This window comes from Cystobacter fuscus, from assembly GCF_002305875.1.
Lineage (GTDB): Bacteria > Myxococcota > Myxococcia > Myxococcales > Myxococcaceae > Cystobacter > Cystobacter fuscus_A.
In genome coordinates this window covers 3,416,493-3,437,641 of sequence record NZ_CP022098.1, presented here as the reverse complement: position 1 = coordinate 3,437,641, position 21,149 = coordinate 3,416,493, and the positions used below count along the sequence as shown (strand labels likewise).

Here is a 21,149-nt window from a genome sequence, read left to right as displayed (position 1 = left end):
CATGAAGACCAACGCGGCCCGCATCCTCGACTCGCTCGGCATCGCCTACACGCTGCGCGACTACGAGGTCGACCTGGAGGACCTGTCCGCCGAGTCCGTGGCCGCCAAGGTGGGGATGCCGCCGGAGCAGCTCTTCAAGACGCTCGTGGCCCGGGGCGACCGCACCGGCGTCCTCATGGCCGTGGTGCCGGGCAACGGGGAGTTGGATCTCAAGGCGCTCGCGCGGCTGAGCGGCGACCGGAAGGTGGACACCGTGCCGCTCAAGGAACTCCAGCCGCTCACGGGCTACGTGCGCGGCGGCTGCACGGCCATCGGCGCCAAGAAGGACTACCCCGTGTTCGTGGACGAGACGATCGAGCTGTTCGACACCATCTCCATCTCCGCGGGCATTCGCGGCACGCAGATCATCCTCGCGCCCGCGGACTACCTCCGGGTCACCAAGGGTAAGGTCGGGCCCATCTCGCGCGACAAGGCGTAGGGCCCCGCCCCGCTCCCGGCGGCCCTCAGCGCGAGGCGGTCCGCTCCGGCGGCACCCACGCCGGAAGAACGGCCTCCTCGAGGCCCGTCTCCCCGTCCTGCTCCAGCCGTTGCCGCACGTGGGGCGTCGTGCCCACCACCACGTCCCGGCCGCGCTCGAAGCGCTGCGCCTTCGCCAGCCCCAGGTACGCCCGGTCCAGCCGCAACGCCCGCGCGGGCGAGGGCACGAGCAGTGTCGAGATGTCCCGCGTCAGCGCCTTCACCGCGTCGGGCCGGAGCGTCCCGTCCCCCCGGAAGAAGCGCGCCTGGACCTCGTCGTTGCTCCCGTAGTCGTCACCCCCGCCCACCTGCTCCAGCCAGTGCGCGTATTCCCCCCGGCCATCGGCGCGCCGGGGCTCCGGCAGGCCCTTCAGCCCACGCGTGCCCCAGTGGTACCAGCCCTCCTGGACGGCCATGCCCGGCGCGTACTTGCGCGCGAAGCTGAACGTGCTGTCCGTCGTCGCTCCCACGCCGCCATGACACCCGATGCAGGCGGTGGTCTCCTCGACATTCTGCGGCCGCAGCTCGCCGTCCGCCGCCTCGATGAACCCCTGCATCACCCAGCCCGTGCCCGTGCCCACCCCGCGCTCCACGTCCGCGTGCACCTTCTTGAGCACGTCCGGATGCTTCATCTTCTCGCGAGCCTCGGCCTCGGCCGCCAGTTGCAGCTCGCTGTACGTGCGCCAGCGCGTCTTGCGCATGTAGCGCAGCTCCTTCATCCGCGCCGCCATGCGCACCTGGCCTCCCTCCACATCGAGGTAGCGCAGGCTGTGGAGGAACTCGGTGCCTCGCGGGTAGAGCCCCGCCGCGGGCCAGCCCTCGCGCGCCGCATCCAACCCCGCCGCCTGCCCCACGTACCCGAACGCGCGCCCCGGCCTCGGCGGCCACACGAAGGCCACGCGCCTCGCCGTCCCCAGCACCCCATCCCCATCGAGATCCGAGCCCAGCTCCCGCTCGTCCGTGGCCGGCACCGGCACGTCCTCCCGCCGGATGAACGCCTCCAGGATGGCGAGGTTGAGGCGGTAGATGGCCTTGCTCTCCCGCCCCGCCGCGTCGCGCCGGAACGCCTCGGGCAGCCGGATGAACACGTCCCCCGCGCTGCCGTTGGTGGGCCAGAACATGCCCGGAAACGGTGCGTAGGCGAACGCCCGCCACCCCGTCATCGCCCCGTCCGGCGAATGATCGAACCCCTCCCCGTCCGGCTGGAACCAGCAGTCCGGCGTATAGCCCTCCCACCGGCCGTCTCCATTGGCGTCCCACGCGGCCGGGGGCTTCGCCAGCGCCGACGCCAGCCGCAGCCCTCCACGCGCGTCCACGTAGTTGCTCGTGCGCACCCAGGCCAGCACCTCGGTCTCGGACCACTCGACGGGCGGCGGCGGCTGGAGCACGTTCGTCCAGCGGTTGTCCTCCGCGTACCGGGACACGGTGAGCACCGTCTGGAGTTCCGCGTCCTCGACATAATTTGGCGCCCGCGGCGTCTGGTGGCACGCGAAGCAGCCATTGCGCGTCCTTCCTCCCTCCGTGCTCCGGGTGTCCGCGTAGCACTGCGCGGGCAGGTACGCCGAGGGGTTCGAGAGCCGGGGCGCCGCTTCCTCGAGCGTCGCTGGCTGGGCCGCCGCGAGCGACTCGCGCACCTGGCTCAGGGGGTCTGGCGCGGGCGGAGGCAACCGCGTCGAGCGCCACGCGGCCACGCTTCCCGCGGCGAACAATCCCAGCACCCACACCACGCTCGTCACTCTTCGGCGATCCATTGTCCTGCCTTCACACGCGAACGCCGCGGGGCCCGCCCGGGCTCACTCCCGGACCCGGCCCCGCGGCGGTGTCATGACTCGAGACTCACTTCATCGCCGGGAACGGGCCGATGTACCCGGTGTACGACTGCGCCGCGCTCGCATCCGCGCCCAGCTTGTCCGTGTCGGACTCGCCATAGGGGTGCTGGATCTGCGTCTTGATGTACGCGTGGCCGTTGATGTCCGGGTAGAAGTAGACGCCCGTCGTCTCCGAGCCGTAGGGCGTGGAGAAGATGCGCGTGAGCTGGCGGGTGACGACGTTGTACGCCCACACCATGTCGTTCTGGTGGCCGTCCGTCGAGTCCTCGCCGATGAGCAGCGTGTCGTACCCGTCGATGAAGCTCAGGTTGTCCGGGTTGGCGATGCCGTTGATACCGCACACGTTCCCGGTCGCCGGCTGAGCGACGCCGTTGCTGTCCGGCAGCGTGAAGGTGGGATCGTAATAAGGGCTGTTGCTCGGATAGAGACTGGCGCCCGGGGCCTTCAGCCACGCCCCCTCCACCAGCGCCGAGGCGGACTCGGCGACATAGTCACTGCCGACCTCCGCGTTGGGCGAGACGACCAGCTCATAGACCGCGCCGCAGTCGTTCTGGGCGAGCTGCACGTGGTTGGGACCACCCAGGTCGCGCGACGCATGCGAATGGGTCATCCCGTTGTTCACCTCGCTGAAGGCCACGTAGAGCCGGTGGGTGGCGGGGTTGTACGCGAGCCCCTCCGTCTTGCGGAACTCGGTGGTACCCCCGACGTAGGCCGCGTACCGGCGGCTCTCCAGGCGCGAGGCCGCCACTTCCTGGTCCGGCTTGAGCCGCAGGCACTCGCGGCCCGTCTCGGTGTTGACGGCGCGGAACCCCTGGCTCGCGCTGGGGCACGTCCCATCGGATGCCTGGGTCTCCGTCTCGAAGATGTCGGAGAAGCGGATGCCCCCGTCGATCAGCGCCTTGACCTGCGCGTCCGTCGCGCTGGGGCCCAGCGGCAGCCAGTAGAGATCCGCCCGGCCCGCGCCCTGACCCGCGGCGCTCGTCTGGAACCACCGCGCCGCGTAGAGCTTGCCCTCGGACAGATCCCCGGCCCGCGTCGCCACGAACATGTAGAAGGCGTCGTTGGTGCCGTCGTCGGTCAGGTACACCGTCTTGCGATCCGGCATCACATAGGCGAGCTCGAGCGCGCGCCGGCCCGCCGCGTAGTGCTTGGTGACCTTCGTCGTCCCCGAGCCGTCGACCGCGACCTCGACCACGTAGCCGTAGCGGTAGGGCGAATAGACGGCCCGCGCCTGCTCGAGGGTGGCCGTGGTGGCATCCAGTCCCCAGTAGCGCAGCATCGAGCGCTCGGACGAGCTGAGGCCGCTCACCGTGGCCGCCTTCTCGGTGGCCCGCGCGTCCGGCGGATACTCCTCGCTGCCCAGGTGCGTGCCCCACGGCGACACGCTGCCCGCGCAGGGCGTCCACAGCCCATCCACTCCCGAGAAGTCGATGGGCCGCGTGCTCAGCGCCGAGAGCTTGCCGTCCGGCGACTGGCGCAGCTCGGAGAGATACATCGCCGCGGGCGTGGTCTCGAAGTGGGTGACCTCGAAGAGGCGGTTGCCCGCCTGCAGGAGCGACGAGAAGTCATTGGACGGAGAGATGAAGTCCGAGCCGTCCGTGTTCTTCACCGGCTTGCCGTCCTTCTGGATCATGCGTCCGAAGCGCTGGCCGCCCAGGTCCTGGCCGCTGCGCAGCACCGTCTCGTAGCCGATGGGAATCTCCCGGCCATTCACGCTCGCCTTCGAGCTGGCGGTGACGACCCGCTTCTCCGCCTGCGTGCTCGCGGCGTTGATCGGCGCGAAGGTGAGCGACCTGCCGCTTCCCGGCGCCCCATTGTCACCCGGAGTTCCCGGTGCGCCCGGCGCTCCCGGCTCGCCCTGGGGACCCTGGGGGCCCTGCGGCCCCGTGCCACCGCTGCACGCGGAGAGCGCGAGCACGGTCACCGACGCACATACCCAGCGCCCGGCGCGGCGCTCCCACTTCGATTGCCCAAATCGCATCGTGTCCTCGCTTCGGAGCACGAGCCCAAGAGGCGGCTCCGAGGGGGACGGACGCTACAAACGGCGTGTGGCGAGCACGCGACATGCGTGTGCCATGCCCGCCACACGAGGCTCACGGAATGACGGGGATGCGCTCCACGCCCTCGAAGCGCACGTGGCCCCCGCGCGCGAGGCCCACCTTGCGGCTCCATCCTCCGGGCACCTCCAGCACGTAGCGCCCCGGCTCGCTCACGAAGCGCTGGACGAGCGAGCGCGGCGCGGCGTTCTCGATGATGCCCACCACGCGCCCCGCGGAGTTGATGAAGATCATGTCCAGGGGGATGAGCGTGTTGCGCATCCAGAAGCGCTGCACCTCCTCGTCCGGGAAGATGAACAGCATGCCCTGCCCCTCGGGCAGTTCCTTGCGCCACATCAGGCCGCGCGAGCGCGTGTCGGGAGTCGCCGCCACCTCCACGTCCACCACCTGCACGCCTCCAGACACATCCTCGAGCAACACCCGCGCCCGCGGCAACGTGGGCCCCACGTCATCCTCCCCATCCTGGTGCTTCACCTGCTGGTGCTTCACCTTCCGGGCCGTGGGGTGCTCCACCTTCTGGTGCTCCACCTTGTCCCGGGCCTCGGCGGGCCGACAGCACGTCAGCCCCACCACGACCCCGAGTCCCCACGCCCCGTGGCGCCGGTTCATCCCCGGCTCATTCCATGTGGAGCTGCTTGTTGAGCAACTTCTCGGTGAGCTGCGTGCCGAGGCTGTCCGCCATCAGCCGCTCCACCACGCCCTCGAACTCGGAGCGCTGGCGCTCGTCGTTGTAGATGAAGCGGATGCCCATGCCGGGCTCCTCCGCCTCGCCCTGGCTCCAGACCACCTCGCCGAGCAGCTCGAAGGGCCCGTCGCGCTGGGGCACGGTCAGCTTGAACAGGAAGCGCGTGCCGATGGGCAGCGGCTTCTTCGTCTTGATGAAGGTGCCTCCCTTGGAGATGTTCTTCGTGTAGTCGGCGAAGAACGAGTTGAGCTTCTTGTAGTCCACCTTCAGCTCGATGGGCGCGCGAGCGAATTGGCGGCTTTCGGCACCTGTCTTCTGTTCGGCCATGCCCGACGGAGTATAGGAGAAGGTCATGCGCCAAGTCCTCATCCGTGCCACGAACCTCCTGCGGCGACCCTCGGGCCTGGTCCCCGCCGGGATTCTCGCGCTCGGTGGCTCGGCCCTCGTGCTGCTTCCCCTCTTCGGGGTGCCCGGCCTCGAGCTGGGCCTCGCCCTGTCCATCGGCGTGGGTCTGCTCGGCGGTGGCCTCGGCATCGCCTCCGTCCACCAGGAGCGCCGCCTGCTCGCCACGCGAGCAGCCAGCCCCGACGCCGCGGAGCCCCCGCGCCCGGGGGCGTCCATGCGGCTCGCCTGGAGAGCGCTCGCACCCGCACTGCTCGTCAACCTGGCCGTCCTCGTGCCGCCCTTCCTCACCGCCACCCTCTACGCGTGGCTCGGCACCCGGTGCGACCCCTTCGCCCTGGCGGGCTTCTACCCCCTGCTCACCCTGCCCTCCGCGGGGCTCGCCTCCGTCGTGGGCGTCTTCTGCGGCTTCGCCACCCGGCGCGCGGGCCGGGCCGGGCTGCTCTACGCCGGCATCCTCCTCGTGTCGCTGTGCGTCACGGCCTGGCCCATCGTCCTCGGGCCCCAGGTCTACGCCTTCAACGCCTTCCTGGGCCACCTGCCGGGGCCGCTCTATGACGAGACGCTCTCCCTGTCCTCCGCCCTGCTGTGGTTCCGCGCGGAGACGCTGCTGCTCATCTTCGCCGTCCACGCGCTCACCGAGCTGCTGTTGGACCCCGTCCAGGCACGGCTCGGCCGCCCCCGCCCGCGCGTCGGGCCCCTGCTGCTGCTCGGCCTGACGCTCGGCCCGGTGGTGCTCATCGAGGCGCACGCGACGGACCTCGGCCTGCGCATGTCGGACGCCACGCTGCGCGAGCGGCTGGGAGCCGTGCGCGAGACGGAGCACTTCGAGTTCATCTACCCGCGCGCCCTGCGCAGCGAGGACGTGGACCGGCGCGCCCGAGACTTGGAGTTCCGCTACGCCCAGCTCGCGCGCTTCCTCGGCCGCGTGCCCGAGGGCCGCATCCGCGTGTGGCTCTACTCCACCGACGACGAGAAGCAGCGGCTGGTGGGCGCCGGCCGCACCCAGTTCGCCAAGCCCTGGCGCCAGGAGCTGCACATCAACGGCCGGGACTACCCCCACCCCACGCTCAAGCACGAGCTGGCGCACGTCATGGCCGCGCCCTCGGGAAGCGGGCCCTTCCGCGTCACCACCCGGCTGGGCGTCTGGCCCCTCATGGGCGTCATCGAGGGCATGGCGGTGGCCGCGGACAACCCCGTACAGGGAGATCTCACGCTCGACGAGTGGGCCGCGGGCATGCGCCGGCAGAAGCTGGCCCCGGACATCCGCAAGCTCGTGGGCCCCGAGGGCTTCTACCAGTCCGCCCCCGCGCGCGCGTACACCCTGGTGGGCTCCTTCCTGCGCTACCTCGCCGACACCCACGGCCCGGACAAGCTGCGCCAGCTCTACGCCCACGCCGACTTCGAGGCCACCTACGGCCGTCCGCTCGACGCGCTCGCCACCGAGTGGGAGCGGCACCTGGACGCGCTGCCGCTCGACGAGGCCACGGTGAACCGCGCCTTCCAGCGCTTTCGCACCGGCAGCCTCTTCACGCGCTCGTGCGCCCGCGAGGTGGCGCGCCTGCAGGACGAGGCGCGCGAGCTGCTCGCGGCCGATCCTCCCCGCGCGCTCGCCGCCTACGAGCGCGCCGCCCTGCTCCAGCCCCAGGAGCCCTCCTTCCGCATGGGCCAGGCCCTGGCCCTGGATCGCCTCGAGCGCCCCGACGAGGCCGCCCAGGTGCTCGCCCAGGTGGCCGAGCAGGTGAAGGATCAACCCGCCCTGAAGGCCGAGGTGGCGCTCGCCCAGGCCGACGTGGAGTCGCGGCGAGGCCAGTTCGCGCCCGCGCGGGCCTTCCTCGAGCACGTCCTCACGCTCGCCCCGAGCCCCGAGGTGACGCGCACGGCACAGGTGAAGCTCGCCGCGCTGGACTCGCCCGTGCGCGCCACCCTCCAGGCCTACTTCCAGAACGAGGCCGAGGAGCTGCGCCTGTTGCGGCTGTCCACCGCCCTGCAGACGGCCCCCCAGGACATCTATGTCCACTACCTGCTGGGCCGGCGCCTGCTCCAGGTGGGCGCGCCCGTCGCCGCCCTGCCCCACCTGTCGCGCACCATCGAGGGCGAGGCCCCCGCCGCCATCCGCCGCGAGGCCCGTCGGCTCCAGGTCCAGGCGGCCTACCTCGCCGGAGACTGCGGCGCCGTGCGCCACGCCGTGGGAACGCTGCCCGACGAGGGCCCCGCCCTGCGCGCCCTCGTCACCGAGTGGGCCGAGCGCTGTGACTTCGAGGAGCGCCTCTACGGCGGCCCCCTGGTGCCCCGCGATGCTTTCCGCTAGACGCCCCCCAGCGCGGCACGGGGAATGCATCTTCTCGTGCGCGGTTGTGCCCCTTCACGGAGACCCTATCCCCATGAACGTCCGCCCGTTGTTCGTCACTGTTCTGCTGGTGCTCTCGGCCTGTGGCCCCCGCTACATCCCAGGCACGCAGATCAACGACACCCAGGACACCCGCGCCATTCTCAAGGTGCTGGAGCGCTACCGCGTGGCCGTCGAGGCGCGTGACGCCAAGGCCATCCAGGCGCTCGTCTCGCCGAGCTTCCGGGACAACGCCGGCACGGAGGATCCCCTGGATGATCTGACGGCGGAGAACCTGGCCCAGACGCTGCCGGCGCTGCTCGCCCGGGTGGACGCGCCCCGGCTGGAGATGGACGTGCGCCGGGTGGACGTGAAGCGCGACGGGTGGGCCACGGTCATCTACTACTGGAACGCGAGCTGGCGCGCCCCGGGGCTCATGGAGCGGCCCCAGCGCGACTCGGAGCTGGAGCAGATGGTGCTCCAGCGCGAGGACGGCGAGTGGCGCATCGTCTCCGGCATCTGAGCCGGAGCAGGGCGCGCGCTCACACGCCCACGAGCGCGCGCAGGCCCTCGGGCCCCATCTGGTGCAGGGCGCGCGCCCGGGCCAGGTAGGTGCGGAAGTCCTTGGGTGCCAATTTGTCAGGCGGCAGGCCGGACAGGTGGAAGTCGCGGATGCGGCTGGCGGTGTAGCGCACCGCGCCGAAGAGCGCGTGGCCGAAGAGGCTCTCGCGCTCGGCGGGCAGGAGCGTGCGCTGCACCTGGTAGCCACGCAGGAGGCCCTGGCACAGCTCCGGGCGGTAGCGGCCCGAGTCGAAGCACCACGCGTTGAGGGTGATGGCCACGTCCAGCGTCAGCGCGTCCTGGCACGCCATCTCGAAGTCGAAGAGGGCGCTCACCCGGTCCCCCAGCCACTTCACGTTGTCGAGGAAGATGTCCGCGTGGATGACGCCGCGCGGCTCCTGTCCCCCGCGCAGGGACTCGGCGCGGGCGAGGTGGCCGTGCAGCTCCCGGGCGATGGCGGACAGCTCCGCGTCGGGGTGCTGCTCGAGTCCCTTCAACCAGCCGCGCACCACCTCCGGGCCGTAGGGATTGGCGCGCACACCCAGGTAGGACGCACCGACGCGGTGCAGCTTGCCCAGCTCCACGCCCAGCGCCTCCAGGTGCTCGGGGGTGAGCCGCTCGCGCGTGAGCTCCTCGCCCTCGAGCCACGCGAAGACGACCACGCGCCCGCCCTGCAACTCCAGGAAGGGCGCGCCGTCGCGGGTGGAGACGAGCCGGGGCGAGGGGAAGTGCGACGCGTTGAGCAGCGCGAGCAGTCCCGCCTCGAAGTTCAGGTCATCCGCGGAGCGCACCGTGGTGTGGCGCACGAAGTAGCGGCCCGCGCTCGTCACCAGGCGGAAGTTGCTGTTGATGGAGCCCTGGGGAATGCCTGTCAGCTCCTGTACGGTGCCCAGCGCATAGGCGTCCACCAGCCGATGGAGGGCCGCCGCGTCGAGTTGGGTATAGAGCGCCATGGATGTCCTCTCCCCGCCCCCCCGTTGCCGCCACGAGGGAGCGTGCCTATCTCCGAGCGATCCATCGTGACACCCCCCACCGTCTGAAACCATTCAAAACCTCGGAGGCGAGCCCATGGCCACGTCGAATGCAACCCCAGGTGGACCGAGGGGAGGGCACGGACGGCAGAGCTTTCGGGGCGCCCTCGTGCAGGTGGGGCTGGTGGCGCTGCTGTTCGCGGGAGCGGTGGCGTACCTCGTGCACCAGGGCTCGGTGCGCCGGGAAGTGAACACGCGGCTGAAGGCGGCGCGCGCCCTGTCCGTGCGCGACAACCCGGTGGACCTGCGCCAGTCCCTGGTGGAGCTGGACGCCCTGTTCCTCCTGGACGACCAGGTGAAGGATGCCCAGGCGCTGGCGGCCGACGTGAACACGCGGCTGTGGCTGGAGCACCAGCAACCGGAGGCCCAGGCCCGGGCGCGCGAGCACCAGGCCCGCGCCGAGGCGTTGGACTCGCGCTCCGGCGAGCGCTACGGCACCCACGCGCGGCTGCTGCTCGCCGAGGGGAAGACGGAGCAGGCCGGCAAGTACCTGGAGGAGCTCCGGGCCCAGGGCGCGAAGAACCCGAAGCTGGCCCTGGCCGAGGCGCAGGTGCTGATCGCCCGGGGCCGGCTCGCCGAGGCGCGGCAGGCCTTCGCCCGGGCGAGCGAGGCGGCGTGGCGGGAGCCGCGCTATGCCCAGGCCCACGGGGAGGCCCTGCTCGACGAGGGACTGGCCGCCCAGGCCGCCGAGGCCTTCAAGAAGGCCACGGTCTCCTCCCCCGGGCACCTGCGCGCGCGCCTGTCGCTGGCGCTCGCCCGGCTCTACCAGGGCACGGGCCAGGAGGAGGCCCGGAAGACGGTGGCGGACGTGCTCTCGCGCGAGGCGGAGCTCTCCCCTCCCCTGAAGGCACGGGCCCTGAGCGTGCGCGCGGCGCTGGCGCTGGTGGAGGATCGGCCCGGCGAGGCCCTCAAGGCCGCGGGAGAGGCGCTCGCCGCGTCGCCGGACGAGTACCAGGCCCTGTTCCTGCGCGCACGGGCGCTGGCGCGGCGGGGGGACGCGGGCGCGCGCGAGGCCTTCCTCGCGGCGGTGGAGCGGCGGAGAACCGCGCCCCTGCTCTACCTCGAGGGAGCCCGGGTGCTCCGGGAGGCGAGCGACGGAGAGGGCGCGCTGATGCTGCTGGATGCCTACGAGACCGTCTTCCGCGACGTACGGGTGCCCGCGGGCGAGGGCCAGGAGGTGGGCGCGCTGGAGCGGGATGAGCGCTACTGGCTCGCGCGGGGCGGGGTGATGGAGACGCTGGCCCGCGAGGACGCCGCGCTGGAGGCGTACGATCGAGCCCTGGCGGTGAAGGGCGTGGGCCGGGCGCGCGCCCAGTACGCCAAGGCGGCACTGCTGCTGTCGCGCGGGGACACGGCCAGCGCCCAGCCCCTGCTCGCGGAGCTGACACCGGAGAATGGAATGGGCGCGCTGCCCGAGGCCTACGAGGCCATGGGCCGCCTGCTCTTCTCCCAGGGCGAGTTCGCCCAGGGCTGCCAGAACTACTACGTGGGCCTGAGCCGCGCGCACCAACAGGGCGAATCCCCGGAGGAGCTCCAGCACAAGGCGGCGGCCGTGGAGAGGCGCCTGACGGACTCGGGTCAGGCCACCATGGCGCGCACCTGGAAGACCGAGACGGACGCGCTGCTGCGCCAGGTGGGCGGGCTCTAGAACAACTCGCCGGGACTCAGGCTCCGGTGCTTCGCGCCCACCACGCGCCACTCCCCATCCGCCTGCTTGTCGAAGCGGGCCTCGATCAGGTAGGCGCTCAGCACGCTGTCGCGCGCCAGGCTCTCCAGCGTGTCCGCCTCCGAGCGGCCGAAGATGAGCTTCACCTGCACGTCGCCCTGGCTCGGGGACACCTCCGTCACGTGCAGGTCCTTCACGAAGACGCGCACCCACTGGCCGCGCAGCACCTGCCCCAACAACACGCCCTTGAGCTGCTGCTTGTCCCAGCCCTGCTCCGAGCGGAAGGACTCGGCCACGCCATCCATCAGGTCGGCCATGTCCTTGCGCTCGGCGGCGTCGCTCATCTGGAGTACCCGCCGGGTGATGGCGTCCTTCACCCCCGGCTCCTGCTGAGGCCAGAGGGCGAGCACCACGCCCGCGGCGAGCAGCGCCAGCACCACCCCCAGCACCTGACCTCGGGACAACGTCATCCCACGCTCCCGGTGCCCGGCGCATCCACTTCCAGCAGCTCGTCCGCGTCGAGGATCTCCGCGGGCCGCAGCGCCTCGCCGATCTGCTTGAGCCGGCGGTCGGACAGCTGCTCGAGGTACTTCTGGATGTGCGGGTACTGCTTCACCAGATCATGGAAGGCCGCGCGCGCGAGGAAGGCGGCGGCCGTCTTGCGCGCGGACACCACGGTGGCCGTGGCGCGCAGGCCCGTGAGCAGGGAGATCTCCCCGGCCACCTCGCCCTCGCGCAGCACGCCCAGGCGCACGATGCCGCCCGCGGGGTCCTCCTTCTGCACCACCAGCTCACCCGCCAGCACGAGGAAGAGGCCCGGGGAGTGCTCACCCTCCACCAGCACCTTCTCCCCGGGCGGCAAGGCGCGGAAGTCGAAGCGCTGCAGGAGCGCGGCGCGCTCGGACTCGGGCATGGGCTGGAACAGGGGCGAGGTGGCGATGAGGTTGCGCTCCATGCGCTTGTGCGCGAACTGCGCCAGCACCTGCGGCACCGAGGGGTGGCTCTTGGCCACCGCGTTGAGGTGCTCGCGGCGCACCTCGAAGACCTCCATGTCCACCACGGCCGTCACGGTGGCCGTGGAGGGCGCGCCGGTGAGCAGCGACAGCTCGCCGAAGATGGAGCCGCCCCCGAGGAAGCCCAGCGTCCGGGCCTCCTCACCCACCTGCCGCGTCACCTCCGCCTTGCCGGCGACGATGACGTACAACCGGTCGGGGCTGTCGTTCTCGGCGCTCACCACCTCGTCGGCCTTGATGGAGCGGTAGCTCATGCGCGTGACCAGGTCGATGAAGGCCTCCAGGTCCAGCTCGGCGAAGAGCGGCAGGGGGGGCCGGTCCGCCGGGTTGGCGCTGCCGCCGGGGTCCGGCGCGGCGAGCACCTCGATGGCGCGGTCGCTCAGCTCCTCGCCCACCATGCCCATCAGGTCCGTCTCCACCTTGCCGTCATAGAGCGTCTCGGGCGGCAGCGGTGGCGGCACCGAGGCGCGCCCGGCCGCGCTGCGCGAGGCGCGTGCATGCAGCCGCACCAGCGTGTCGCGCAGGCGCCGCTCCTGGGGCGCCAGCTCCAGTCCCAGCTTGCACGCCGCCATGGCGGACAGCAGGTAGTCGCGCCGCAACAGGCCCTCGGCGCACGCGTGGTACACGGTGACGGCGCGCTCGCGCTCGCCCAGCTCCGCCAGGCAGCGCGCCGCCATCATCCGCGAGCGGTGATCCGCGGGCACCCGGCGCACCGACTCGGCGAACACCGCCAGTGCCCGCTCGAACTGCCGATCCTCCAGCAGATCCCACCCCAGTTCCCGCAACGATGACTCGTTCATCTGGCTCCTCCGCGCTGGCGCGCGACCCTAGCGCACCTGACTACGGGGCCGTCGCCTGAAGTTGCTCCTCGGCCTGGATCTTCAGCACCGAGCCCTCGGCGGCCAGCTCGGCGATCATCCGGAACGTCTCCAGGGAGCGCTCGGGATCCCGATCCCGCTGCATGTAGGCCTGCCGGTAGACGGTCTCCAGCCGCGTCTGCAGGGCCGCCTGTCCGTCCCGGGCCCGGGGATCCTCCGGGTTGATGCGCACGGCTTCCTGGAAGAAGCCGGCCGCGCCGGGCAGATCGTTGCGCGCCAGGGCCGCCTTGCCCGCGACCACCGAGGACTGCACGAGCTGACCGCGGATCGTGTCCCCCACGGCGCCCTTGAAGCCGATCTGCCGGTAGAGGTCCGCCGCCGAGCGCAGGGGGCGCGCCGCGGACTCCAGCGCGTTGGAGCTCACCTTGCGCTGGGCATCCTCGTAGAAGCGGGCGAACTGGGGGATGAGCTTCTTGAGCAGCCGGGCGCGCTCGCGGATCTCCTTGTCGGCCGCGTACTGCTCGATGACCCGGTCACACTCGAGCACCGCGCGCGCGTAGTCCCCCGCGTCGAAGCGCTGCTGCACGGGGCTGAGGGCGGCGACGACGAACGCCTCGCGCTGGGCCTGGGCCTGACGGGCGGCGGCGGCCCGACGGTTGTTCTCCTGGAGCTCCGCGTCCACGGCCTCCTGGGCGAGCACCGACTCCAGCTCCGCCACCCGGGCCAGGTAAGGCGGCTGACGATCCGCGGGCAACCGGGAGATGAGCATGTGCGCCGTGGTCACGTCCCGGGCATCCAGCGCGGCCTCCACCTGCTTCACCTGGTAGGCCAGCTCGGCCTTGGTCAGCTCGTCCTCGAGCTTCACCCGCGCCTCCGCGGTCTTCGCCGCGGTGCCCGGGGGCGTCGACGTGAGCAGCTCGCGCGCCTTGGCGAAGTCGAAGGAGCCCATGAGCGCGCGCACCTCCTCGAAGGCCTTCACGATGGACAGCTCCTTGCGAGCGGCCGCCAGGAAGTTCTCCGCGTCCATGCCCGGGACGAGCCCGTCGGCCTGCTCGGCCAGGTCCACCGCCTCCGCGTAGTCGCCGCGCCGGAAGGAGTTGCGCGCCTCCTGCAACAGGGTCTGGGCGCGCAGCTGCTTGGGCGTGAGGGGGGCGGGCTCCGAGGAGTCCTTCTTGAAGAAGAGCACCCCGCCGCCAATGAGCGCGAGCACCAGCACGAGCACGCCCGCGACCATCAGCCGCAAGGGGTCGCGCGGGGGCGGCTTCGGGGGGAGCGCCTTGGCCGCTTCCTCCTCGGCCTTCTTCTTCGCCGCTTCCGCCTCCTCCTCGGCCTTCTTCTTCGCCGCTTCCGCCTCCTCCTCGGCCTTCTTCCGGGCCTCCTCCTCCTCGAGCGCCAGGCGCTCGGCCTCCTCCTTCTCCTTGCGCTCGGCCTCCTCTTCCTCCTGGCGCTTGCGCCGGACGCGCTCCAGCTCGTCGACGAAGCGGATGCTGGTGCGGCCAATGGTGATGACGTCGTCGTGGTTGAGGCGCACCTCCTCCACGCGCTCGTCATTCACCCGGGTGCCGTTGCCGCTGACCAGGTCGCGCAACATCACCCCCGTCTCGCCGCCGTACACCAGCTCCACGTGGCGGCGCGACACGGACTGATCCCCGAGCGTCAGCTCGCAGTCCACGCCCCGGCCGATGACCATGCGCACGCCCTGGAAGCGCTTGCGCCGGCCCCGATCCGGCCCCTCGATGATCTCCAGCGTCAGGGGCGGCCCGGCCCGCGTGGCGTCCGGATTGTCGTCCTCCTCCTGGAAGGCCTGCTCCTCGTCGAAGGACCCCTCGTCGCCCTCGGGCGGCGCGTCCCCCTCCTGCTCCTCCACCTCCTCGTTCTCCTCGACGGGAGGCCGGGCCCGGGCGGAGGTGGTGGACGGATGGCGAGAGGGGTCGCGACGGTTGGGAGGCATGGCGGCGCGCATCTTACTCCCCCCGTGCCCGCCCCCCCAGCGTGGAGAAGACCCCCACCCACCCCGCTTGACGCACCCCGTCATGGCATCGGGACGTCCGAGTGGACAAACCAGGGAATGACTCCCCGCGCGTGATGCGGAAGCATGCCGCGGGTTTTCCGCTCGAGGGGCATCCATGGCCGCGAAGTCGCCGCGCAAGAAGACCGCCAGTGCGTCCACCACGACCCGCCGGCCCCGCCGCAAGAAGGCCGAGCCCGCCTCCAAGGGCCTCTCGCCCGCCGAGGTGGTGAGCGAGGCGCACGCCCCCGAGACGGAGCTGGTGCAGGGCATCCTCGCCGACGGCGGCCAGGTGGTCGGCCTCTATCGGGATCCGCTCGGGGCGCACACCGTGGTGTTCGCCGCCCTGCCGATCGACAAGGTGGAGCCCACCCCCTACCAGCGCGACGTGTCCGAGCCCCACGTCAAGCGGCTCGCCTCGGCGATGGAGCGGTTGGACCGGTTCCTGGATCCCATCATCGCCATCCGCAAGGAGGGCCGGTACTGGACGCCCAACGGCAACCACCGGCTCCAGGCCTCCAAGCTGCTGGGAGGCAAGGCCATCATGGCCCTGGTGCTGCCCGAGGAGGACGTGGCCTATCAGATCCTCGCCCTCAACACCGAGAAGGCGCACAACCTCAAGGAGCGCTCCCTGGAGGTCATCCGCATGCACCGGGGCCTCACCGGCGCGCGCGCCGGGCGCGAGGCGGACTTCGCCCACCTCTTCGAGGAGCCCGCCTTCCTCACGCTCGGGGCCGCGTACGAGAAACGGCCGCGCTTCTCCGGCGGCGCCTACCACCCCTTCATCAAGCGCGCCGAGGCCTTCCTCCCCCTGCCCCTGGCCGAGGCGCTCGCGGTGCGCGAGGCGCGCGCGGACCGGCTGCTCGAGCTGGACGACACCGTGGCCGGCGTGGTGGACGCCCTCAAGGCGCGCGGCCTGCAGAGCCCCTACCTCAAGAACTTCGTCGTGGCGCGCATCAACTTCCTGCGCTTCAAGAAGGACGGCCCCGTCGAGTTCGAGCCCACCCTCACCCGGATGATCTCCAGCGCCCGCAAGTTCAACCTGGACAAGGTCAACCGCGAGGACCTCGGCCGCATGAGCGGACCCCTGTTGGGGAGCGAGGAAGCGGAATAGGGATTGCAAGACCGCGCCCACCATGACGACCCCTCCCGCCCCCACCGTTTTGATCGTCGATGACGACCGGGCCAACCTGGACTCCGTCGCGCGCATCTTCCAGCGCGAGGGACTGGAGACGCTCACCGCCAGCCAGGGCGCCGAGGCGCTCGAGCGGCTGCGCCGGCCCGAGGTGAGCGTCATGGTGACGGACTTGATGATGCCCGGCATGGACGGGCAGGAGCTGCTCAAGGCCGCGCGCACCATCCGCCCGGACGTGGAGGTGGTGTTGATGACGGCCTACGGCACGGTGGAGACGGCGGTGGCCGCCATGAAGGACGGCGCCTACGACTTCATCACCAAGCCGCTCAAGCGCCATGCCCTGGTGAAGGCGGTGCAGAAGGCGCTGGAGAAGCACGACCTGGCGGCGGAGAACCGCGTCCTCAAGGCGAAGCTCGCGGAGATGAGCGGCCCCGGCGGACGCGCCATGGTGGGCCAGTCCCCCGCGTTCCGGGCGATGATGGACACCCTGCGCCAGGCGGCCCCCTCCACCGCCACCGTGCTCCTGCTGGGCGAGTCCGGCACCGGCAAGGAGCTGGCGGCGCGGGCGCTCCACGAGCAGTCCCAGCGCGCCAAGGGCCCCTTCGTCGCCATCAACTGCGGCGCCCTGCCCGAGAGCATCCTCGAGGCGGAGCTGTTCGGCGTGGAGCGCGGTGCCTTCACCGGCGCGGTGAGCCGCCGCGAGGGCCGCTTCGAGCGCGCCCACGGGGGCACCCTCTTCCTCGACGAGGTGGGGGAGATGCCCTTGAGCGCCCAGGTGAAGCTCCTGCGCGTGCTCCAGGAAGGGGAGCTCGAGCGCCTGGGCGGCACGCAGACCGTGCGGGTGGACGTGCGCATCGTGGCCGCCACCAACAAGGACCTGGTGCGCGAGGTGGCCGAGGGGCGCTTCCGCGAGGACCTCTACTACCGCCTGCACGTGGTGGAGGTGCGCGTGCCGGCGCTCGCCTCGCGCCGCGAGGACATCCCCCTGCTCGCCGACGCCTTCCTGCGCCGCTTCGCGAGCAAGAACGGCAAGGTGCTCCGGGGCTTCTCCCCCGATGCCCTCTCCGCCCTGGAGAACTACGCCTGGCCGGGCAACGTGCGCGAGCTGGAGCACGCGGTGGAGCGCGCCGTGGTGCTCGCCCGCGGCGACATCCTCGAGGTGGGCGACCTGCCGGAGACGGTGCGCAAGGGCCCCGTGGGCTCCGCCGGACAACTCGTCATCCCCATCGGCACCCCCATGGAGGAGATCGAGCGCCGGGTCATCCACGAGACCCTGCGGCACACCAAGGGCGACAAGACCCTCGCCGCCCGCCTGCTGGGCATCGCCGCGCGCACCATCTACCGCAAGCTCGAGCGCGAGGCCTCCGGCAGCCCCTCCACCGGCGACGGTCCCGGCCCGCTCCCGGACGAGTGACAGGGCGTCAAGCCGCCTCCCGCCGCGTTGACATTTTGTCTCGCGCCCCGGAAGCCCGGACCGCCCGTGTCAGCCGGACGAGTTATTCCGGAATGATTTCAAGACCTTGGCTGTAAGGCTCGGGTTGCCCGCTCCCCGATGTGGATGGCACCCCACTTGCTCAATCCCGGGCAGGCCTTCTCTGGACGTGTGATGGAACTCCTCTTCCGCAAGTACTTCTGGACGGTGAACCTGGTGTTCATCCTGCTCGTCGCGCTGCTGGCGGCGAAGACGGTGAACCTGTTCGTCGAGTCGGCCCTGACGCCCCTGCCCTCGGGTGAGGTGGCGGCACGGCAGAAGGCCCGGCCCACCGAGATGCTGGCCTCGTTGGACATCCGGCGCATGTCGGAGCTGACGGGCGTGAAGATTCCCGAGCCCGACCCCGTGGTGGCCGAGCCCACCCAGCCCGTGGCGGATCCCAACGCCGCGCCCGTCAAGAGCAACCTGCGGGTGAAGCTGCTGGGCACGCTGGTGGCCAGCGACAAGCTGTGGAGCGTGGCGTCCATCCAGGACATGAACAACCAGCGCTCCTACACCTATATGGTGGGTGACACCATCGAGAGCAGCAGCGCCCAGGTCATCGACATCGAGCGGCTGCGCGTCATCGTCCTCAACAACGGGCGCAAGGAGTACATCGACGGCCAGCCGGGCGATGGCGCCGTGGCCACGTACACGCCGCCGCCGCTGCCCACCAACACGCCCGTGCAGACGCCCAACGCCGGCCTCGGCAACGGCATCCGCGCCACCGGCGAGAACGACTACGAGATTCCCCGCACGGAGATCGATCGCACGCTGGCCAACCTCAACGACGTGGCCATGCAGGCGCGCATCGTGCCGGCCTTCAAGGACGGTCAGGCGCAGGGCTTCAAGCTCTTCTCCATCCGCCCCGACTCCATCTACTCGAAGATTGGCGTCCAGAACGGCGACGTCATCAAGCGCATCAACGGCTTCGAACTCAACAGCCCGGAGAAGGCCCTCGAGGTCTACACCAAGCTGAAGGAAGCCTCGCGGATCGAAATCGAGCTGGAGCGCAACGGCTCGAGCATCCGCAAGAACTACACCATTCGCTAACCCCGCCGTGCCGTACCCCGCCCTTCCATGAAGACGCTTCCGTCCTGGTTGCTCCTGCTGTCCCTGGCGATGGCCTCGCCCGCCCTGGCCCAGCGCCCCACCACTCCCGGCTCCGCCGATCGGCAGATCACCCCGCAGGGCACCAACCCCGAGGGGAATGGCACGACCGTGAGGCCCACGCCCACGTGCGAGGAGGTGCGCCGCCGCGCCCGCTACAACATCTACTTCGACAAGGTGGACATCGAGAAGCTGGTGCAGACGGTGTCGGACGCGACGTGCCGCACGTTCATCCTCCCGGAGAACGTGCGCGGGAAGATCTCCATCCTCGGCCCGGAGAACGGGCGCGTGGAGGTGGACGCGGACCAGTTCTACGCGGCGTTCCTCGCGGCGCTCGACGCCAACGGCCTGGCCGTCTACCAGCACGGGCGCTTCCTGAAGATCGTGGACAAGCGCGCCGCCAAGCAGAACCCCATCCCCACGCTCATGGACGATGAGGGCGCGTACACGACCAACGAGCAGATGATCACCAAGCTGTTCCGCATCAAGAACGTGGAAGTGGAGCCCCTGCGCGGCGTGCTCCAGCAGCTCGTGTCCAAGGACGGCGACACCATCCCGTACCCGCCGGACATCGTCATCATCAACGACGTGGGCTCCAACGTGCGCCGCCTCGAGCGCATCATCGAGCAGCTCGACACGCGCTCGGCCAGCGACGAGGTGCGCATCATCCAGGTGCAGTACGCCACCGCCCAGGACGTGGCCGCCACGGTGCAGAAGCTCTTCGAGCAGAAGGGCGGCAACCCCAACCCGGGCATGCCGCAAGGCCGCACCCCGCGCGGCGCCCCCGCGGTGATGACCCCGCCGGGAGGCTCGATGGGCGAGACGATGCCCGCGAGCGGCCCGGGCGGCGACTCGACCAGCGGCCCGGTGACGTTCTCGCAGATGATTCCGGATGAGCGCACCAACAAGCTCATCGTCGTGGCCAGCCCCGCGGCCTTCGAGCGCATCCAGAGCCTGGTGCGCGAGCTGGACATCCCCACCGCCGGCACCGAGCGCATCAACGTCTACCCGCTGGAGAACGCCAACTCGGAGGAGATCGCCAGCACCCTGCAGACGCTCTCCCAGGGCACCGGCAACCGGCCGCGCTCGCCCGTTCCCGTGCCGGGAGTGCCGGGCGCGCCCCGTCAGCCGGGCTCGGGCGGCGCCGCCGAGCTCTTCTCCGGCGAGGTGAAGATCTCCGCGGACAAGGGCACCAACTCGCTCGTCATCATCGCCAGCCAGAGCGACTACCGCAGCCTCGTGCGCGTCATCCGCGAGCTGGACAAGCCCCGGCGCCAGGTGTTCGTCGAGGCGGTCATCATGGAGGTCAACCTGGACCGCAAGCAGGACTTCGGGTTGAACGTGCACAGCGGCTACCAGGTGGGCACGCCGCTGGGCACGGGCTCGGGCCTGGTGGGCACCAAGTACAGCACCAGCGGCCTGCCTCCCTCCTTCTCGCTCGCCAACCTGGCCAGCTTCGGCGGCTTCCTCGCGGGCCTCCAGGGCCCCGTCATCCCCGAGCTCAAGGCGCTGGGCATCGACATCCCCGCCTTCGGCATCGTGCTGCACGCGTTCCAGCAGAGCTCGGACGTCAACGTGCTCTCCACCCCCCACCTGCTCACCAGCGACAACGAGGAGGCGGAGATCACCGTGGGCCAGAACGTGCCCTTCCAGTCCGGCTTCTCGCCCTCGTCGCTGGGTACCACCGGCACCACCACCGGCACCGGCAACCCCGTCAACTCCCTGCTCGGCTCGCTCGGCGGCTTGAGCAGCCTCTACGCCCCCATCACCCGCCAGAACGTGGAGCTCAAGCTCACCATCAAGCCGCAGATCAACGAGAGCGACTTCATCCGCATGGCCATCACCGAGCAGACGGAGGAGATCGCCTCGACGGACGCGGTGCTCGGCCCCACGACGTCCAAGCGCAGCGCGAAGACGACGGTGGTGGCCAAGGATCAGGAGACGGTGGTCATCGGCGGCATCATGCAGGAGCGCACCATCGAGACCGTCGCCAAGGTGCCCATCCTCGGAGACGTGCCCCTGCTGGGCCACCTGTTCCGCTCCACCAACAAGAGCAAGACCAAGACGAACCTGCTGCTCTTCCTCACGCCCTACATCATCCGCGAGCAGTCGGACTTCCGGCGCATCTTCGAGCGCAAGATGCAGGAGCGGCAGCAGTTCGTGGAGCAGTTCTACGGCCAGGTGGCCGGCTACGACGTGCCCGTGGACTTCGAGCGCAAGAGCGGACCCCTGGGCCGCATGCGCCGCACGGTGCTCACCGAGGAGCAGAAGGCGGAGAATGGCGGTCCCGGCATGCCCGGCGAGCGCGTCCTGCGGCCCGCCAACAGCACGCCCGCCCCCTCGTCCACTCCCGCCCCGGCGGGGTCCGCGGTGGCCCCGGGGGAAGTCTCGCCGGGCGCCAGGGGTTTGCAAACTCCGGCGACAACGGAGACCCCCGAGGTCCGGCCTCCGTCCGCCCCCCCTCCGGAGGATCCGGAGCGGCTGCGCATCCAGCCGGACACCGGAAACCAGGAGTAAC

At 71.0% G+C, this 21,149-nt stretch carries 16 protein-coding genes; 8 read left to right on the top strand and 8 right to left on the bottom strand.

Features of this window, described 5'->3' with window-relative positions:
* The first annotated feature begins 1 nt into the window (after nucleotide 1).
* Nucleotides 2-478, top strand: coding sequence for a Cys-tRNA(Pro) deacylase (gene ybaK, locus CYFUS_RS14240; protein WP_095985716.1), 477 nt, complete (start codon nucleotides 2-4; stop codon nucleotides 476-478).
* 25 nt (nucleotides 479-503) lie between these two features.
* Here the strand turns inward: ybaK and CYFUS_RS14235 are convergent, their stop codons facing one another.
* The 4 genes from CYFUS_RS14235 to CYFUS_RS14220 form a co-directional block, all read right to left on the bottom strand.
* On the bottom strand, nucleotides 504-2,267 hold the full coding sequence (locus CYFUS_RS14235) for a hypothetical protein (RefSeq protein ID WP_095985715.1): 1,764 nt from the start codon (nucleotides 2,265-2,267) through the stop codon (nucleotides 504-506).
* A gap of 85 nt (nucleotides 2,268-2,352) precedes the next feature.
* A complete protein-coding gene (locus CYFUS_RS14230; RefSeq protein WP_198316576.1) occupies nucleotides 2,353-4,326 on the bottom strand; it encodes a PhoX family protein in 1,974 nt (657 codons plus the stop codon).
* Between the two features lie 112 nt (nucleotides 4,327-4,438).
* On the bottom strand, nucleotides 4,439-5,011 hold the full coding sequence (locus CYFUS_RS53905) for a DUF192 domain-containing protein (protein WP_095985713.1): 573 nt from the start codon (nucleotides 5,009-5,011) through the stop codon (nucleotides 4,439-4,441).
* 7 nt (nucleotides 5,012-5,018) lie between these two features.
* Nucleotides 5,019-5,441, bottom strand: a complete 423-nt coding sequence (locus CYFUS_RS14220; RefSeq protein ID WP_269770240.1) for a TIGR02266 family protein — start codon at nucleotides 5,439-5,441, stop codon at nucleotides 5,019-5,021.
* Between CYFUS_RS14220 and CYFUS_RS14215 the strand changes: the two genes are divergently transcribed.
* Both CYFUS_RS14215 and CYFUS_RS14210 read left to right on the top strand, forming a co-directional pair.
* A complete protein-coding gene (locus CYFUS_RS14215; RefSeq protein WP_095985712.1) occupies nucleotides 5,440-7,800 on the top strand; it encodes a hypothetical protein in 2,361 nt (786 codons plus the stop codon). The genes CYFUS_RS14220 and CYFUS_RS14215 overlap by 2 nt on opposite strands.
* Nucleotides 7,801-7,873: 73 nt before the next feature.
* The gene (locus tag CYFUS_RS14210) at nucleotides 7,874-8,341 is read left to right on the top strand and encodes a YybH family protein (RefSeq protein WP_095985711.1); all 468 of its coding nucleotides are present in this window, start codon (nucleotides 7,874-7,876) and stop codon (nucleotides 8,339-8,341) included.
* Between the two features lie 19 nt (nucleotides 8,342-8,360).
* Here CYFUS_RS14210 and CYFUS_RS14205 read toward each other — a convergent pair whose 3' ends face one another.
* A complete protein-coding gene (locus CYFUS_RS14205) occupies nucleotides 8,361-9,332 on the bottom strand; it encodes a homoserine kinase (protein WP_095985710.1) in 972 nt (323 codons plus the stop codon).
* Nucleotides 9,333-9,447: 115 nt separating this feature from the next.
* Between CYFUS_RS14205 and CYFUS_RS14200 the strand changes: the two genes are divergently transcribed.
* A complete protein-coding gene (locus CYFUS_RS14200) occupies nucleotides 9,448-11,058 on the top strand; it encodes a tetratricopeptide repeat protein (RefSeq protein WP_095985709.1) in 1,611 nt (536 codons plus the stop codon).
* On the opposite strand, the gene CYFUS_RS14195 is transcribed toward CYFUS_RS14200, so the two are convergent.
* From CYFUS_RS14195 to CYFUS_RS14185, 3 genes are read right to left on the bottom strand one after another with little or no spacing between them, the layout of a single operon-like run.
* Nucleotides 11,055-11,546, bottom strand: a complete 492-nt coding sequence (locus tag CYFUS_RS14195) for a hypothetical protein (protein WP_095985708.1) — start codon at nucleotides 11,544-11,546, stop codon at nucleotides 11,055-11,057. The genes CYFUS_RS14200 and CYFUS_RS14195 overlap by 4 nt on opposite strands.
* Complete coding sequence (locus tag CYFUS_RS14190) at nucleotides 11,543-12,889, bottom strand: cyclic nucleotide-binding domain-containing protein (RefSeq protein WP_095985707.1); 1,347 nt, start codon at nucleotides 12,887-12,889, stop codon at nucleotides 11,543-11,545. The genes CYFUS_RS14195 and CYFUS_RS14190 overlap by 4 nt, the downstream gene beginning before the upstream one ends.
* Before the next feature lie 40 nt (nucleotides 12,890-12,929).
* Nucleotides 12,930-14,858 carry an FHA domain-containing protein gene (locus CYFUS_RS14185; protein WP_157758442.1) on the bottom strand — a complete coding sequence of 643 codons (1,929 nt, stop codon included), beginning with the start codon at nucleotides 14,856-14,858 and terminating at the stop codon, nucleotides 12,930-12,932.
* 175 nt (nucleotides 14,859-15,033) lie between these two features.
* Here CYFUS_RS14185 and CYFUS_RS14180 point away from each other — a divergent pair, with 175 nt between their 5' ends.
* From CYFUS_RS14180 to gspD, 4 genes are all read left to right on the top strand, one after another.
* Nucleotides 15,034-16,029 (top strand): ParB/RepB/Spo0J family partition protein, encoded by a 996-nt coding sequence (locus tag CYFUS_RS14180; RefSeq protein WP_095985705.1) that lies wholly within the window; start codon nucleotides 15,034-15,036, stop codon nucleotides 16,027-16,029.
* 22 nt (nucleotides 16,030-16,051) lie between these two features.
* A complete protein-coding gene (locus CYFUS_RS14175) occupies nucleotides 16,052-17,464 on the top strand; it encodes a sigma-54-dependent transcriptional regulator (RefSeq protein ID WP_095985704.1) in 1,413 nt (470 codons plus the stop codon).
* 192 nt (nucleotides 17,465-17,656) lie between these two features.
* Nucleotides 17,657-18,574, top strand: coding sequence for a type II secretion system protein GspC (gene gspC, locus CYFUS_RS14170; RefSeq protein ID WP_095985703.1), 918 nt, complete (start codon nucleotides 17,657-17,659; stop codon nucleotides 18,572-18,574).
* A gap of 27 nt (nucleotides 18,575-18,601) precedes the next feature.
* Nucleotides 18,602-21,148 carry a type II secretion system secretin GspD gene (gene gspD / locus CYFUS_RS14165; protein WP_095985702.1) on the top strand — a complete coding sequence of 849 codons (2,547 nt, stop codon included), beginning with the start codon at nucleotides 18,602-18,604 and terminating at the stop codon, nucleotides 21,146-21,148.
* The last annotated feature ends 1 nt before the right edge of the window (nucleotide 21,149 follow it).